This is a genomic window from Clostridium algifaecis, from assembly GCF_017874415.1.
In the GTDB taxonomy this organism is placed as follows: Bacteria; Bacillota; Clostridia; order Clostridiales; family Clostridiaceae; genus Clostridium_B; species Clostridium_B algifaecis.
Genome location: NZ_JAGGLM010000002.1, coordinates 1 through 15847, shown reverse-complemented (window position 1 = coordinate 15847; position 15847 = coordinate 1). Strand labels below are relative to the sequence as shown.

At 28.6% G+C, this 15847-nt stretch carries 16 protein-coding genes; 5 read left to right on the top strand and 11 right to left on the bottom strand.

Annotated elements, in window-relative coordinates; translation table 11 throughout:
- Positions 1 to 134 precede the first annotated feature (134 nt).
- Positions 135 to 851, top strand: coding sequence for a TerC family protein (locus J2Z42_RS02700; RefSeq protein ID WP_209700839.1), 717 nt, complete (start codon positions 135 to 137; stop codon positions 849 to 851).
- A 100-nt stretch (positions 852 to 951) separates the two neighbouring features.
- On the opposite strand, the gene J2Z42_RS02695 is transcribed toward J2Z42_RS02700, so the two are convergent.
- From J2Z42_RS02695 to J2Z42_RS02680, 4 genes are all read right to left on the bottom strand, one after another.
- Positions 952 to 1806, bottom strand: coding sequence for a DegV family protein (locus J2Z42_RS02695; protein ID WP_209700838.1), 855 nt, complete (start codon positions 1804 to 1806; stop codon positions 952 to 954).
- 159 nt (positions 1807 to 1965) lie between these two features.
- Positions 1966 to 2739 (bottom strand): hypothetical protein, encoded by a 774-nt coding sequence (locus J2Z42_RS02690; RefSeq protein ID WP_209700837.1) that lies wholly within the window; start codon positions 2737 to 2739, stop codon positions 1966 to 1968.
- Complete coding sequence (locus J2Z42_RS02685) at positions 2739 to 3434, bottom strand: ABC transporter ATP-binding protein (RefSeq protein ID WP_209700836.1); 696 nt, start codon at positions 3432 to 3434, stop codon at positions 2739 to 2741. The genes J2Z42_RS02690 and J2Z42_RS02685 overlap by 1 nt, the downstream gene beginning before the upstream one ends.
- On the bottom strand, positions 3435 to 3824 hold the full coding sequence (locus J2Z42_RS02680; protein ID WP_209700835.1) for a GntR family transcriptional regulator: 390 nt from the start codon (positions 3822 to 3824) through the stop codon (positions 3435 to 3437).
- Positions 3825 to 4054: 230 nt separating this feature from the next.
- Here J2Z42_RS02680 and J2Z42_RS02675 point away from each other — a divergent pair, with 230 nt between their 5' ends.
- The gene (locus J2Z42_RS02675) at positions 4055 to 5074 is read left to right on the top strand and encodes an AI-2E family transporter (RefSeq protein ID WP_209700834.1); all 1020 of its coding nucleotides are present in this window, start codon (positions 4055 to 4057) and stop codon (positions 5072 to 5074) included.
- A 58-nt stretch (positions 5075 to 5132) separates the two neighbouring features.
- On the opposite strand, the gene J2Z42_RS02670 is transcribed toward J2Z42_RS02675, so the two are convergent.
- Complete coding sequence (locus J2Z42_RS02670; protein ID WP_209700833.1) at positions 5133 to 5393, bottom strand: hypothetical protein; 261 nt, start codon at positions 5391 to 5393, stop codon at positions 5133 to 5135.
- Between the two features lie 211 nt (positions 5394 to 5604).
- Here J2Z42_RS02670 and J2Z42_RS02665 point away from each other — a divergent pair, with 211 nt between their 5' ends.
- Complete coding sequence (locus J2Z42_RS02665; protein ID WP_209700832.1) at positions 5605 to 6792, top strand: pyridoxal phosphate-dependent aminotransferase; 1188 nt, start codon at positions 5605 to 5607, stop codon at positions 6790 to 6792.
- Between the two features lie 70 nt (positions 6793 to 6862).
- On the opposite strand, the gene J2Z42_RS02660 is transcribed toward J2Z42_RS02665, so the two are convergent.
- The 5 genes from J2Z42_RS02660 to J2Z42_RS02640 all read right to left on the bottom strand — a co-directional run bounded on the left by J2Z42_RS02660 (position 6863) and on the right by J2Z42_RS02640 (position 14013).
- Entirely contained in the window at positions 6863 to 8743 is a 1881-nt protein-coding gene (locus J2Z42_RS02660) for an LTA synthase family protein (protein ID WP_209701038.1), read from the bottom strand.
- A 143-nt stretch (positions 8744 to 8886) separates the two neighbouring features.
- A complete protein-coding gene (locus J2Z42_RS02655; RefSeq protein WP_245331459.1) occupies positions 8887 to 10407 on the bottom strand; it encodes a HAMP domain-containing sensor histidine kinase in 1521 nt (506 codons plus the stop codon).
- A 31-nt stretch (positions 10408 to 10438) separates the two neighbouring features.
- The gene (locus J2Z42_RS02650; RefSeq protein WP_209700831.1) at positions 10439 to 11119 is read right to left on the bottom strand and encodes a response regulator transcription factor; all 681 of its coding nucleotides are present in this window, start codon (positions 11117 to 11119) and stop codon (positions 10439 to 10441) included.
- Positions 11120 to 11253: 134 nt separating this feature from the next.
- Complete coding sequence (locus J2Z42_RS02645; RefSeq protein ID WP_209700830.1) at positions 11254 to 11706, bottom strand: MBL fold metallo-hydrolase; 453 nt, start codon at positions 11704 to 11706, stop codon at positions 11254 to 11256.
- A 120-nt stretch (positions 11707 to 11826) separates the two neighbouring features.
- Positions 11827 to 14013 (bottom strand): methyl-accepting chemotaxis protein, encoded by a 2187-nt coding sequence (locus J2Z42_RS02640; RefSeq protein WP_209700829.1) that lies wholly within the window; start codon positions 14011 to 14013, stop codon positions 11827 to 11829.
- Between the two features lie 240 nt (positions 14014 to 14253).
- Here J2Z42_RS02640 and J2Z42_RS02635 point away from each other — a divergent pair, with 240 nt between their 5' ends.
- Both J2Z42_RS02635 and J2Z42_RS02630 read left to right on the top strand, forming a co-directional pair.
- The gene (locus J2Z42_RS02635) at positions 14254 to 14637 is read left to right on the top strand and encodes a NusG domain II-containing protein (RefSeq protein WP_209700828.1); all 384 of its coding nucleotides are present in this window, start codon (positions 14254 to 14256) and stop codon (positions 14635 to 14637) included.
- A 13-nt stretch (positions 14638 to 14650) separates the two neighbouring features.
- On the top strand, positions 14651 to 15163 hold the full coding sequence (locus J2Z42_RS02630; protein WP_209700827.1) for a Gx transporter family protein: 513 nt from the start codon (positions 14651 to 14653) through the stop codon (positions 15161 to 15163).
- A gap of 83 nt (positions 15164 to 15246) precedes the next feature.
- Here J2Z42_RS02630 and J2Z42_RS02625 read toward each other — a convergent pair whose 3' ends face one another.
- The gene (locus J2Z42_RS02625) at positions 15247 to 15738 is read right to left on the bottom strand and encodes a 4Fe-4S binding protein (RefSeq protein ID WP_439897307.1); all 492 of its coding nucleotides are present in this window, start codon (positions 15736 to 15738) and stop codon (positions 15247 to 15249) included.
- Positions 15739 to 15847: the final 109 nt, after the last annotated feature.

The following is a 15847-nucleotide window of genomic DNA, read 5'->3' as shown; positions in this document are numbered from 1 at the left end:
GGTGTTAAAAACCATATATAATATAATAAATAACTGTATTATAAGATAATATACTTTATATTTTAATAAATTTATGATAAAATAATATATGTCTTTTAAGAAAATCAAATTATATATGGAAAGGAGATAAATATATGGAAAACTTGACCGCTTTCATAATACAAGCTCTTCAAATAACCCTCTTAGATGTAGTATTAAGTGGTGACAATATAGGAGTTATTGCACTGGCAACCAGAAAGTTACCCGAAAAATATGCCAGATCTGCATCTTTGATAGGAGTATTTGCTGCTGTACTATTAAGAATTATATTTGCATGTCTTGTAACTTACATTTTAATGATAGATTGGCTTCCAATAAGGCTTATAGGTGGTATTATATTGATAAAAATCACTTTTGATTTTATAAAGCCAGAATCAAAAGAAGATGATATAAACATACATACTTCAAATAAATTTATGGGAGCAGTAATCAGCATAGTCGCAGCAGATGCTACTATGAGTCTGGACAATGTACTTGCAATAGCAAGTCTTGCAGATGGAAATGACCTGTTGATAATATTTGGATTAATTCTAAATATACCAATTATATTCTTTGGAAGTCAGTTTGTAGCAAATCTCATGAAAAAATATCCTATAGTAACATACATAGGTGCTGCCATACTCGCCCATACATCTTTCAAATTGCTTTTCGAAGATAATTTAACTAGAAATTTGTTTTCTCCTGTTATAGTAAACATAATATCTTATGGTGCAGCAGTTTTAACTATAGTATACGGATTATATATAATAAAAAAACCTACTTTATATTCTTTCAAAAAGTACAAAGAATACAAAAATGAAGATTCCAAATAAATATAATTAACTCTAAATTAAAATAATAGTAATCCTATTTATTTAAACCTAATTTTCACAGGATTACTATTATTCTATGTATTATAATATATTTTTTAAATTAATCATTTTCCTCAAAGATTACAAGCCCAACGAGACCAGGGCCACTGTGTACTCCTGCCACTGGACTTATCGAACCACAAAATTTAGATATAGTTACATTTTTATGTCTTTTTAACTCATCAAACATTTTCTTGGTATCTTCAAGACAGTAACCATGAACCATATATAACTGGCACTTTTTTTGGTCAAAAATTTTATTGGCTATCTCTATCATTCTGCTAAGAGATTTTTTTCTTCCCCTTACCTTATCATATGTATAATACTTACCATCGTCGTTATCTATTGCTACAATAGGTTTTATATTTAAAAGTTCTCCTATAGTACCTGCTACTTTTCCTATTCTTCCACCTTTTTTTAAATATTCCAGAGTTCCTACTATAAAAAATAAATTAACTCTACTTTTTATATCCGGTATTTTTTTTACTATATCCCTAAAAGCCATACCTCTCTTTATAAGCTTTCCACATTCCATAACTATTATTCCTTCTCCTATTGATATGGATTTGGAATCAAATATATAAGTTGATATTTTAGGATGATTTTCAGCTACAAGCTTCACCCCATTATAAAATCCCGTAAGACCACTTGATAATGTCACAACTATAGCATGCGTATATCCTTGATCTTCAAGTGAATTAAATGTATTTTCCATTTCATCCACTGCTGGCATGGAGGATGTTGGTATTTCTTTATCTAAATTTTCATAAACATATTCTGGAGTTATATTTATTCTGTCTTTATATTCCCTATCTTTATATATTATTCTGTAATGCATTACATTTATATTGTATTCTTTTATAATATCATCTGGTAAATCACATGTAGAATCAGTTAGCAAAGCTATCTTTTCCAAAATTATTCCTCCTTGAAACCGCAAGTTGTCTTTTATTAAAACACCGTTATATAAACATTATTATAAGCATTTTTGAATTATATATCAACATGGCTACATTATATAATTTAAATTAAAATCCCATCCTTAAAAAATAAAAGGATGGGTCAATATTATAAATTATAAATCCAATTTGTTTTCTATTAAATAAGACGCTGCGTAAAACATACCTGCCATAAAGGCTATTGCTAAAATTACTACTGCTATATTTATATTAACTATAGAATTTGCATACTCAATAGCATTTCTTCCGGAACTTGCATGTAACACAAAGCTTTGTGGAAAAATGTTTGCTAAACTATCTGCCAGTTTGCTTTGAATAATGACTAATATTACAAATATAACAAAACTTCCAAATTTACCAAGCTTTCTATTCTTAATTGCTACTTTACTTAAAGTTATTGCCAGATAAACTGTAAGTAAAAATAATATATAGCTTACCAAGCTCCCCAAAATTATAAATATTAAAAAACTAATACTGGTATTTTTGATAACAAAATTAAATACTTCTCTAGTATTAAGTACAAATCCTGATGTAACTTTCAACAATTCAACCCACAAAAACGTTATAATAATCATAGTAACAGCTACTATAAGACATTGAAGAATGGAAGTTATAATTTTGCTGGCAAGTATTGAATATCCGCTTTTAGGTAATGTAAAAAGAAGATATCCGCTGTCTTCATATATATCCCTACTGAATACTTTTAAATTCCATATAATAGTTACAACTGATGCTGCAAAACTTATCAAAAGACTCACACTAAATATAGCATCACTTTTCCATACCCCTATTCGTGTACACAGTGCAAGATTCAAAAGCAGTACAGAACAAACCATTATCAAAAAATCTTTATAATATGACATAAGATCATATTTTACCAATTTAAACATTACTTAAATACCTCCCTGTATAGCTCATCTATGGACATTCCTTTTTCCATTCTCAGCTCTTCTGCATCACCTGACAGAATTATTTTACCATCCGATATAAATGCTACATCATTGAATAATCTTTCTATATCACTTACTAAATGTGTAGTAATAAGTATAGAACTATCTTCACTGTAATTATCAAGTATAACATCAAGTATTTTTTCCCTTGTAGTTGGATCTACTCCTCCCAAAGGTTCATCCAGTATATACAATTTTGCATTTCTTGAAAGTACTAATGTCAAATATAATTTTTCACTCATTCCTTTTGAAAGTGTTTTTACCTTGCTATTTATATCTAAATCCATAAATTCAAGAAGTTTTAAAGATTTCTCATAGTCAAAATCCTTATACATATCATTGAAAAAATCCAGTGCATTTTTTATTTTCATCCACTTGAACAAATAATCCTTGTCAGGGAGATAAGATACTTCCCCTTTTGTGATAACTCCAGGTTTATTTCCATCTATAAGTATCTCTCCAGATGTCTGCTTTAATATACCTGCAGCAATTTTTAAAAATGTAGTCTTGCCACTTCCATTAGGTCCCAAAAGTCCCGTTATCTTTCCTTTCTTTATTTCCAGATCAATCCCGTTTAGAGCTTTTTTCTTAAAATATGTCTTTTTAAGATTTGAACTTTTTAGCAATATGTCCATCTATATTTCCCCCTCCTCTTTTACATTTACATTGTCTACTTTTCGTTGAATTATTTCAATTATTTGAGAATTTGAAAAGCCCAAACTTTTCATTCCGCCTATAAAGTTTGTTATGATCTGTTCCGCCATTTGATCTTTCAATTTTTTTACCATTTTTATATCCTCCTTGACAAAATTTCCAGTTCCCCTTTGAGTATAAGTTATTCCTTCTCTCTCCAGTTCCTGATAAGTCCTTTGTATTGTGTTAGGATTTACTTTAAGTTTTACAGACATTTCCCTTATAGACGGAAGCTTATCACCTGGCATTATTTTGCTGGATATTATTCTTCTTTTTATTATATTCATTATTTGTATATAAATTGGTACGTTTTGGTCAAATTCTACACTCATAAATACACCTCCATTTGTTGTAATTTAAAATATATATCAATTTGTTTTTTAAAAAATTGAATTACTGTGTTATATATATAGTACAGTATATATGTATAATAGTCAATAGTTTAATATTTTATAACTATTTTTCTTTTTCTCTTGAAATCTTTACAATTTACTTATTATAATATCTTTATAAGTGTTATTATTTATATAAATACACAATTAAAAATCGAAAGGGGCTACTTATGAATTTTTTCATAAACTTTTTTTCCAAGGATTCTACAAAAAGAGTTTTATTATTTACAGCGATTATAGTATTTTTTTATAAATTTCAATCCATATTTGATCTATTCTTATTGACTTTTTTATTTTCATACATAATGAACAGTCTTCATGGGTTAATTTTAAGTAGATTTAAAACTGTAACACATACTAAAGAAAACATTGTGACTATAATACTGTATATATTATTATTTTCATTTATAGTATTCGTGATTGTAAAATATATTCCTAAACTCGTAATTCAAACAAAATCTCTTATAGATTATTTTTCTGGATTTCAATCTTCTCAGGGTTCCAATTCAGATATAGTTCAAAAATATTTATCAAGTGCTTTAAGCCAGATAGATATAAAAAGTTATATAAAATCAGGATTTACAGTATCACTGGAGCTCGCCTCTGATGTAGGAAAATGGAGTATAAATATATTTATATCAATTATGTTAAGTTTATTTTTTATGCTTGAAAAAAAAGATATATTTAAGTTTATAAGAAAATTTAAATACAGCAAGGTATCCAGCATATATAATTATCTTGTATTCTTTGGCAAAAATTTTCTTAATTCTTTTGGTAAGGTAATTCAAGCACAGCTCTTAATAGCCTGCGTAAATACTGTTTTATCGGTAATAACTTTGTCTATACTTGGTTTCCCTCAGCTTTTAACTCTGGGTTTCATGATATTTGTACTCAGCCTTATACCTGTTGCAGGAGTTATAATATCTCTAATTCCTCTATGCCTGGTAGCTTTCAACATAGGTGGTTTGACTAAAGTCTTATATGTACTTATCATGGTTGCTGTAATACATTGTATAGAAAGTTACATATTAAACCCAAAGCTTATGTCTTCAAAAGTAAAAATACCAATATTCTTTACCTTTGTAGTATTGATAGTTTCTGAACATTTGATGGGTATGTGGGGTCTCTTGATTGGAATTCCATTATTTATGTTTATTCTGGATTTATTAGATGTAAAAATTCATAGTTAAATTTTAAAAAGGATGCAGAAATTAAAATACTCTCTGCATCCTTTTTATGTAATTCCATTTACTTAGACACTTCATCATAATCTACATCTATAACCTTTTTACCTGAAAAATCATGGTAACTTTCTTTATATGGCTGTTCATATTTTTTTCTTTTATTAACCTTTTTCCTGCCCTTGAAATAGTTTATACACTTTAAAGCAATAAAAATTATAACTCCTGCCATTACAGCTAAAGGCAGAACTTTTATAAATATAAAAATTGCAATTACAGCAATTCCTGCTTTCCATATTATAGATAAATCTTTACTTGCAAAATTCATATTCAAAACCTCCCTGTATTAAATTATGAATTAATCATAACACAATTTTAAATAAAATGGTATACAATAACTTATAATAAAGTATTAATAATTTATTAATTTTTAGACCAATACCACCTTAAAATATATCAATGGTGGTTCTTTTTTTATTCATGAATTTATGGCACAATTAATTTAACATATAAAAGCTTTAAAACTAGGAGGGTAAAAATTGAATTTTTCAAATAGAATTTTAGGTATGGATTTTTCACCTATAAGGAAACTTACTCCATATGCAAAAGAGGCACAAAATAATGGTATAAAAGTATATCACTTAAATATAGGTCAACCTGATGTTAAAACACCTGATACATTTTTTCAGGGTGTAACAAACTATAATGAAAAAATAGTCAAATATTCTGATTCACAGGGTATAGATGTATTGATAGAAAGTTTTATACAATCGTTATCAGATTCAAATATATATTTTGATAAAAATGAATTAATGATAACTCATGGTGGAAGTGAAGCAATCCAATTTGCAATTATGGCCACCTGTGATCCTGGAGATGAAGTACTGTGCCCTGAACCTTTCTATTCAAATTACAGCAGTTTTGCAAAAATATCAGGGGCAAGAATAGTTCCTGTTCAAACAAAGATAGAAAATGATTTTCATCTTCCAGATAAGTCAGAAATAGAAGAAAAAATCACAGATAGAACAAAATGTATACTTATATCAAATCCATGTAATCCTACAGGAACAGTTTATTCTTATGATGAACTTAAAATGCTTGGAGACATAGCAATGAAGCATGATTTGTTCATCATATCAGACGAAGTATACAGGCAATTTATTTTTGACAATATTCCTTATAATTCGTGTATGCACTTAACTAATATACTTGACAGGGTTATTCTTATAGATAGTATATCAAAACATTATAGTGCCTGTGGTGCCAGAATAGGTCTTGTTGCTTCAAAAAATAAAGATCTTATGCATCAAATATTAAAATTATGTCAATCAAGATTATGCGTTTCCACAATAGAACAATTTGCAGCTTCAAATTTAATAAATACAATGAACAGTTACATTACAGAAGTCAAAATGGAGTATAAAAAAAGAAGAGATGTAATGTATAACAAGCTATCCAATATACCTGGAATTATATGCAGCAAGCCTAAGGGCGCTTTTTATATGCTCGCAAAGCTTCCTATAGATGATTCTGACAAATTTGCCAAATGGCTTCTTACAGATTTTTCTTATAACAAAGAAACTCTAATGTTTGCTCCAGGTTCAGGTTTTTATGCAACTCCGGGACTCGGGAAAAATGAAGCTAGATTTTCCTATTGTACCAACATTGAAGATATTGAAAATTCAATGATAATTTTAGAAAAAGCACTGGAATCATATAATAAATAAAAATCCATATAAAATAAAAGATACTATCAATGGAATTTTAATTTGATAGTATCTTTTTTATAACTGACTTTTAGTTGCCATTCAAAAAATTTTTCAATAGATTATGATTCAATAAATCATCAGAATACTCAAGTTCCTCATTGGCTTTATTTTTTTCTTTCTTCAACTCTTCAGTTTCATTTACAACTTTTCCAGTAGCCAGGTCATAGTAGGTATTGGTCCATGACACGTATAAATTCTTGCCGTCTATAAAAGAACCATTTCTAAATACAACATTCTGATTTGTACTATTTAACATATCCTTACCAAACATATATTGATTTTTGATTCCCATGAGATTTGCAAGTGTAGGATATAAATCCATCTGACCTGTATAACTATGGTTCACTACATTTGAATTATAATTGTCTGGAAAATGCATTATAAGTGGAACCTTTTGATACGTAAACCAGTTATAGTCATTGGCATTGCTTACATTTTCAAATTTATACAATTCATTGATTTTATCTTTAGGTATAGCAAAATGATCTCCATATAAAGCTATTACTGAATTTTGCATTATACCTTCTTTTTCAAGATTATCCAAGAATGTACCAAGCTGTGCATCTGTATAATGTATAGCTTTAAGATAGTTGCCCATAAAAGTTCCTTCATACTCACCTGTATCAAAATCTCCATACTTGCTCACTGCATCATATGGATAATGGCTTGTCAACGTTACTAAAAAAGAATAATATGGTTGTTTAAAATTCTTTATTTTTTCAATAGATTGATTTAAGAATGACTTATCACTAAGCCCAAGTCCTATTTCCTCATTTATATTAAAGCTATGCTGTCCATAAAAGTCGTCAAACCCTTCGGCCTTATACATTACATTCCTATTCCAGAAACCCTCTGAATTTCCATGAAGTGCAGCTGTATAATAATTCTTGCTTTTCAAAGCGTTTGCTAGAGAATTGTATGTATTTCCACTGTAGGTATAATAAGCTGCGCCTGATTGTGCTGGATACAGCGAATTATTTGACATAAATTCTGCATCTGATGTAGTTCCTCCTGCAACCTGATAAAAATAATTATCAAAATACATACTCTTCTTAATCCATCTATTTAAGTTTGGAGTTATTTCCTGTCCATTAACCTGCTTATTTATTACAAATTGTTGAAGTGCCTCCACCTGTATTACTATTAAATTCTTTCCAGAATATTTTCCTTGAAGTTTTACCTGTCCACTATTTTCAGTATTATTTTGTAGATACTTCTTAATTTCATCCTGCTTATCTTGCGGCAGCTTTTTAGCATTTTTAATATTTGTGCTCACAAAATTATATGCATCTACCACATGGAAATCTATATTTCCTATCATCTTCGTAAGGTATATTCTATTACTCATTGAGCTTAAAAGAGTTGGCTGCTCTTTAGACACTGTATATAAAGTTTGTGCATTAAGCCCTATACCTATTGCAAATACTACTGCAAAAGTAAGTAACCTTTTTGATAATGGTAAATAATTTTGCTTTATTCTCTTATAGTTTTTCTTAAATGGAATAAATGCAATTATATCCAATATATAAAATAAGTCTTTAAACCTAAATAAACTCGTTACACTATCTGATACTCCTGCAAGCAGCTTAGCATTTTTTACAGATGCCAGTGTAGTTATATCCTTAAAATACCTGTAATACATAACATCAGTAATAAGTATACAGCTTATTACTATATCTGCAATATATAAAAAGCTAATTCTTGATTTTTCTTTAAGTATTAATGAAACCCCTATTAATACGAGTATGCATCCTATTATAGGTAGTTTCACCATTACATATAAATAATCTGGTGAAATTGATTTTGAATATTCATATAATTTTATATAGATCAAAATGAAAAATAAAATAATATCTAAATTATTAAATAAGAGATTAAATAAAAAATGGAATATTTTTTTTTCTTTCATTAATTTCATTGCCTTTATTGCTTTCATTTTTTCTCCTCTTCCCTAACCCAACTAAACTTATAATTGCTAGAATAAATATTACATTATCAAAGTGGCACTTACATGACAAATTTATGAATAAATTGTTAACATAAACTTTACATCTAAATAATATTCATTTCAAAATAAAACTTTACTCCATTTTCTGTATTCTTAACACCATACTTACATTTATGAAGTGTTAAAATATTTTTAACTATTGCAAGTCCTAAACCTGTGCCACCAAATTTTCTATTTCTAGATTTATCTATTCTATAAAAATTACTCCATATTTTGCTAATCTCATATTCTGGTATTGATTTACCTGTATTTTCTACAGATATTATTATTTTATCATTCATCTTTTTAGTTGAAAATATTATATCTCCTCCAATTTCCGTATACCTGATAGCATTTGTTAAAAAGTTATTAATAACCTGCTCAATCATATCCCAGTCAGCATAAACTTTAATATTACTTAATATGTTTGTTTTTAAATTAATATTTTTATTTTCTATAATTACCGCAAAACGCTTTATTACTGAATATATAAGTTTATCTATAAAAAATTCCTCTTTACTTAATTTAAAAACTCCTGATTCAAGATGGGATAAATTTAACATGTCAGTAACTAAATCAGCCATTTTTTTGCTTTCATCTATTATTATGTCAATGTAATAATCTTTTTTATCGGAATCAAATACTCCATCTTTAAGACCTTCTGCATAACCCCCTATAAGGTTTATAGGTGTCTTAAGTTCATGAGAAATTGCATTTACAAAACTCTTCCTTGTCTTTTCAATTTTTCTTTCTCTTTCTATATCATATTCCAACTTTTTGTTGGCTTCTTTTAGTGAAGTAAGTGCATTATCTAAATTGTCGGATAGAAAATTAAGAGTATTTGCTAGATTTCCAATTTCATCTTCTGTCTCCACATTACATTTTTCTGAAAAATTGAGTGAAGCCATTTTTTTTGCAGTACTATTAATTTTAACTAATGGCTTTGAAACCATATTGGTATATACTAAAGATAATATTATAATAAGAACAATAGCCCCTATATAAAAATATACATAGAAATCTTTTATAACTAAAGAAGCTTCATCAACTGGCTGAAGAGATGTTATCGCAAATATAATTTCTTTCTTTTTTCTGTCAGGAACTGCACTCAGTATATTTTTTGTTCCATTAATTGTCATATCTGTAACAACAGTAACTGGCTTGTTTTCTTTTTTCATTTCATTCAACAAGTTAGAATTCATACTCCATTCTATTATTACATTATTTATTATTTTTACTCTGATAGCATCATAAGTCCTACTATTATAGTTGGTTATAAATTTTATTTTCCCATTATCATCCATTATTACGATCTTTGAGTTATTATTTTCTTCAAAGTTTCTCATAAGATCAGTTATTTTATCGTCATCTTTCGTCTTATTATAAATTTGTTGAAATTTTTGAACTTTATTCTCCAAATAATTCTTTTTTTGGTTTATGTAAAATTTTCCAAAAAATAAAGACTGAAAAACCAATGTACTGCTTATGAATACAGTAAAAACTACTGCTGTTACTATAAATAATTTCCATGTTATATTCTTCCTTATTTTTAGAACAAGTTTATTTTCCAGTATTATATTTTTCATTTTTATTATTACCTCAGATATATTGATTTATTTATTGCAGCTGATTTTTTATTCCAAATTTATAACCCAATCCACGTACAGTAGATATTAAATATGCCCTTTCACCTAATTTTTCTCTAAGCCTTTTTATGTGAGTATCAACTGTCCTTAAGTCTCCATAGTAATCCAATCCCCATACAGCATCTAAAATTTTTTCTCTTGTTAAAACTATATCCTTATTTTTTATAAGATAACATAAAAGCTCAAATTCTTTTGGAGAAAGGTATATATCATGTTCATCTATTTTCACTTCATGAGCTTCTTCATTTATACAAAGTCCATCATAATTATTATTATGTTTGTCATCTGAATAGGTTCTCTTCAGGAGGGCCTTTATTCTAGCCACGAGTATATTTGGACTTACAGGCTTGGTCACATAGCTATCTGTTCCCAATTTAAATCCAAGCAGCTGATCTTCATCCTCCGCCCTTGCTGTAAGCATTATTATAGGTACATCTGAAATTTCCCTTAATTTTCTACATGTAGTCCATCCATCCATTATAGGCATCATTATGTCCAGGACTACTAAATCGATTTTATTTTTTTCAAATTTTTCTAAAGCATCTTTTCCATTCTCAGCCAGAATAACTCCTAGCCCCTCTTTTTTTAAATATGCCTCCATAAGCAATCTCATTCTATCCTCATCATCAACCATTAAAATAGTTCTATCCATTAATATTTCTCCTTATATACTATACTAGAAAAATTATACCACAAATTTTAAAATGTTTATAAAAATACCGCGTAAATCTGCCTACGCGGTATTTTTAATTTAAATTTTACATTATACTTTTACATTAATTCTATTTATATAAATACAAAGCTATCATTGACTATATAGGACATACTTCCCGGTAAATGTCCCGGAATTACAAAAGATCTTACCTTTATACTTCCCAAATCAATTATATCACCATCTTTAATTTTTTCATATTCCATATTATTTCTTTTATCAAGATCTTCCAATAATTTTTGTGATCTCTTTGAAGACAGATCATCTGACATATATATTCTAGCATTTTTAAATACTTTAATTCCACCTATATGTTGAAATTTTGGAGAAGTTAAAAATACGTTCGAAATAGACTCAGGTTTTACATTTACCTTCCTAAGTTCCCTATTAATAATTAACGGTATAAATCCTGAATTAAAACATATAGTAATTCTTCCATCAGAATAGATAAAAAAATTTGATATAAGAGTTTTAACAACAAAAATATTTCCAGTTATTTTTTTGGTTCTGTTCAATCTAAATAGCATATTAAACTCCCTATTTTTAATCTTTATTATAAATTAAAGTTTAAAATTATATTCTTATTGTATAATCTCCATATTTTTATCAAAATATACATCAGTAAAAATTAATGCCAGTATTTTTATTTATTTGCCACTTGAAATCTGAAAAGCTCCAACCATTTCCTGTAGATTATCGGATGAATATTCAAGATTGTCTGTTATTCTCTTTAATCTTACAGTTTCACCTAAAATATTTTCGAGTAAATTTAAAGATTCTTCACTTGTACTTGCTCCTTTTTCAGTTCTTCTGCTTATTTCATCTGCAGATTTATTTATACCAACTACCATATTGTCTATATCTTGACTCTCCTTATTAGTTATTTGAAATATGGTTTCCATCTTTTGATTTACATCCTTTATGTTATTTACGATATATTTAAAAGAGCCTATGGTATTTTTAACATTTCCTGTAGAATCTTCAACCTTGAGATCAATTCTATTTATTTCATCAAAAGTATTTTTAATTCCACTTTGAATATTAAAAACCAGATTGCCTATGGATTTAGTTGCTTCTTCTGTCTGAACAGATAATTTTGATATCTCACTTGCAACTACTCCAAAGCCTTTTCCTGCCTCACCAGCTCTAGCTGCCTCTATAGTTGCATTTAACGCTAGAAGCTGAGTCTGACCGCTTATGCTGCTTATAGTCGTAACTGCCTCTGTTATTGAATTTGAATGATTCTGAAGTGTTGTTATTATCTCAATCGTTGACTTCATGGTTTTCTGCAAATCATTTATAGAATCAAGCAAATTATTAGAATACTCATTTGCTTTAAATGCACGATCACTTGTATCTTCAACTCTATCCGTTACTTCATTAATTAAAGTTCCCATTTCCTGTATAGATGCCGACAAGTTATTGAAATGTTCTTTTGTTCCCTGAAATACATCATTTTGCTTCTTCGAAACATCCACTAACCCACTAACAGTTTTAGCTACTGTTTTCATACCTTCTTTTATATTGTTTGTCAAATTAGAAACTACTTCAATAGAACTTTTAGATGTCTTTGATGAAACATCAACTCTTTTTATCATTGACATCTGGTTGTTTATAAACTTGTTAAACCACTTTGATAGCTCGCCAATTTCATCGTAAGAAAGTTTATCTACCCTTTTTGTAAGATCTCCTTCACCTTCTGCCAGTGTATGAAGTATATCTACTGTTCTATTAAGCGGTTTTACAATTAATTTTTTACATGCATTATAACTTACAAAAGTAATTATAGCCCATGCTAATATAGAACTTAAAATTCCCATATCTGATTTAAAATAATAAACAAGGCTGTTTAATAAGGTCACTATAGCTGCAGTAATTGATACTATGACCGGTATTTTTAAATTTATACTCTTAAAATTATATATTTCAGCAATATCTCCTTCACACATCATACCCCAAGTTTCATCACTGTATGGTGGATTTATAGTCGTTCCCTTTCCTCCTACTAATATATGTCGGTAATCTGGATAGCCTGGCCAACTGTCTAAATTTTCTCCATTTTTAATAGTATTTCTTACTCCCTGATGAAGCTCACCGGTTGCAGGATCAGTAAATATTATTTCAAACTCGGTATGTTTTTTTATCTTAACAATTCCCCATTTAGAAGTACTTACTCCGTCCTTAAGATTTTCACCTTTAGTAAAAGTATTATCCTCAAATCTGCTCCTTGATATAGCTGTCCCCGGCAATATATCCCTATCTGTCTTTATCATAAACAGATAGTTGTCACCTGAATCCTTATATATATGTGTATCTTCATCCTGAATTACATTGCTCATATCATCATTAAGTACTCTTCCAAGAAATATCCTTCTATCTCCGCATGAATTAGTATATGGTATAGAAAAAAGTAAGGTTACCTCATCTGCAAATCTCTTTTTGGATAAATCTATATCAAGTGTATTTTTATCTTCATAGGGACCGTACATTAATTTTTCATCATTCATTCCCTTTTTATAATTAGGGAAATTGCTCATATCAATTCCACTATGCTTACTGCAAGTAGATTGAATTACTATTCCATTGTCATCTAATATTAAAAATTCGCAAAAATCTTCATATTGATTTAATTTTTTTCCCAGTTCGTGCAATAAATTTTTATCATCTTCATCAAAATTTTTTATAATATTGCTGGTATTCTCAAGCTGCATCCACTTGTCCCTAAACCAATTTTCAAGTGCCTTTTTTCTACCCTTTGATATGCCCTCAAATACTTTCTCTGATTGATTTTTAATTCTTCTATTCAATACGTGCATGAATTCAACTTTTGTCATAAATAAAATCGCCCCCATTATATACAATAAAATATATTTATTTTTATTATACATTATAATATTACCAGTATTCTATATTTATATAAAAATTTCTTTAATTTTCTATATAAATATTACTAAGTCGGCATTCTAAATGAATAATTTTTATAAATATAAAAATTAATTACATAAATTGACCTATTTGATTTCATGTAGTAAAATTTTACTTGAATATCAAATAATTAATATAAGGTGATACATATGAAAAAAGCAGATAAAATTATTGCTATAATTATAGTACTACTTGTCATAATAAGCACTGTCGGATTATTTGCATATAAAAATCATTCAAATACTTCTGATAAAATAGCAACTATAAAACAAAATGGCAAAATAATTAAAACTATTGATTTAAATAACGTAAGTGGAACTCAGGAATTTACTATAAAGTATAATGGCATACATTATAATAAAATAAAAGTAGAAAAAGGTAAAATTGCTATTATAGATGCAGATTGTCCTGATAAAGTATGTGTAAAAACCGGTTGGCTGTCAGAAACAGGTCAAAGTTCTGTCTGTCTTCCTCATAAACTTATAGTTTCGATAGAAGGTAAAAATTCAAAATATGACGATATTACAAGATAGGGATGGTCTTTCTATGTATAAAACAAAAAAAATGATTTTTGTAAGTTTTTTAACAGCCATGGCTTTGGTCATATATGTTTTAGAAGCCCAGATTCCTATTTTATTCCCCGGTATAAAACTTGGACTTGCCAATATGATCTCACTAGCAGCTTTAATACTGATAGGATGGAAAGAAGCTCTCATAATCATGTTTCTCAGAACTCTTCTTGGTTCGATGTTTTCAGGCAGTATGTCGGCTTTCATGTTCAGCCTGGCTGGAGGAATTTTCAGCAACATAGTTATGATTTTGCTATATAAACTTCTTAAGGACTCAATAAGTTTATGGTCAGTAAGCATATGCGGGGCAATATTTCATAATATAGGACAATTACTGGTAGCTTCTTTTGTAATTCAGGATTTGAGAGTGTACGTTTATCTGCCCATACTTTTAATTTCATCTATAGTTACAGGATACTTTATAGGATTATGTACAAAATTTTTAATTGACCATCTAAAAAAAATACCTATGTTCAAAGAAATACTATAATTAAAAATTAATCATCAAAAAAAAATTCCTGGAGGATTCCCAGGAATTTTTTTAACTCTTAATTATTAATTATTAACTCTCAACTAATTTGCCGCAGCTTCTTGTTTACTTATTTCGTGATCATTTAATTTTAACAAAATTTCATTAATTGCACCTGTTGGACATTTAGTCAAACATTTCTCTTCAGAACACTCATTTATACAAATATGAGCATCAACTACTGCTAAATTATTCTCAACCTTAATTGCATTATGATCACAATTTCTAGCACACAGTCCACATCCAAGGCATCCTACAGTGCAGGCTTTACGTACTTTAACACCTTTATCCTTAGAATTACATACTACTTCAACCTTGGCTCCTAAAGGAATAAGTGAAATTACACTCTTTGGACATGCTTTTTCGCAAGTTCCACAGCCTGTACATAAATCTGTATCTATTACAGGTATTCCATTACTTCCCATAGTCATTGCACCAAAAGGACAGTTCTTAACACATGTGCCAAAACCTAAACATCCATATTCACATGTTTTAGGTCCACCAAAAAGAAGATTTGCTGCATAGCAGTCCTGCACTCCTTTATATTCATAAGTATATTCGGAAACCCTTAGGCCTCCATTTATCTTAATCCCGAAGGGTGCTTTTTGATTATTCCCCCCAGAATTTCAAACAAAAACTAAAATA

Coding starts and splice junctions, on each gene's coding strand:
- J2Z42_RS02700 (WP_209700839.1), top strand. CDS start 135: ATGGAAAACTTGACCGCTTTCATAATACAAGCTCTTCAAATAACCCTC.
- J2Z42_RS02690 (WP_209700837.1), bottom strand. CDS start 2,739: ATGTTTAAATTGGTAAAATATGATCTTATGTCATATTATAAAGATTTT.
- J2Z42_RS02685 (WP_209700836.1), bottom strand. CDS start 3,434: ATGGACATATTGCTAAAAAGTTCAAATCTTAAAAAGACATATTTTAAG.
- J2Z42_RS02680 (WP_209700835.1), bottom strand. CDS start 3,824: ATGAGTGTAGAATTTGACCAAAACGTACCAATTTATATACAAATAATG.
- J2Z42_RS02675 (WP_209700834.1), top strand. CDS start 4,055: ATGAATTTTTTCATAAACTTTTTTTCCAAGGATTCTACAAAAAGAGTT.
- J2Z42_RS02670 (WP_209700833.1), bottom strand. CDS start 5,393: ATGAATTTTGCAAGTAAAGATTTATCTATAATATGGAAAGCAGGAATT.
- J2Z42_RS02660 (WP_209701038.1), bottom strand. CDS start 8,743: ATGAAAGAAAAAAAAATATTCCATTTTTTATTTAATCTCTTATTTAAT.
- J2Z42_RS02655 (WP_245331459.1), bottom strand. CDS start 10,407: ATGAAAAATATAATACTGGAAAATAAACTTGTTCTAAAAATAAGGAAG.
- J2Z42_RS02650 (WP_209700831.1), bottom strand. CDS start 11,119: ATGGATAGAACTATTTTAATGGTTGATGATGAGGATAGAATGAGATTG.
- J2Z42_RS02645 (WP_209700830.1), bottom strand. CDS start 11,706: ATGCTATTTAGATTGAACAGAACCAAAAAAATAACTGGAAATATTTTT.
- J2Z42_RS02640 (WP_209700829.1), bottom strand. CDS start 14,013: ATGACAAAAGTTGAATTCATGCACGTATTGAATAGAAGAATTAAAAAT.
- J2Z42_RS02635 (WP_209700828.1), top strand. CDS start 14,254: ATGAAAAAAGCAGATAAAATTATTGCTATAATTATAGTACTACTTGTC.
- J2Z42_RS02630 (WP_209700827.1), top strand. CDS start 14,651: ATGTATAAAACAAAAAAAATGATTTTTGTAAGTTTTTTAACAGCCATG.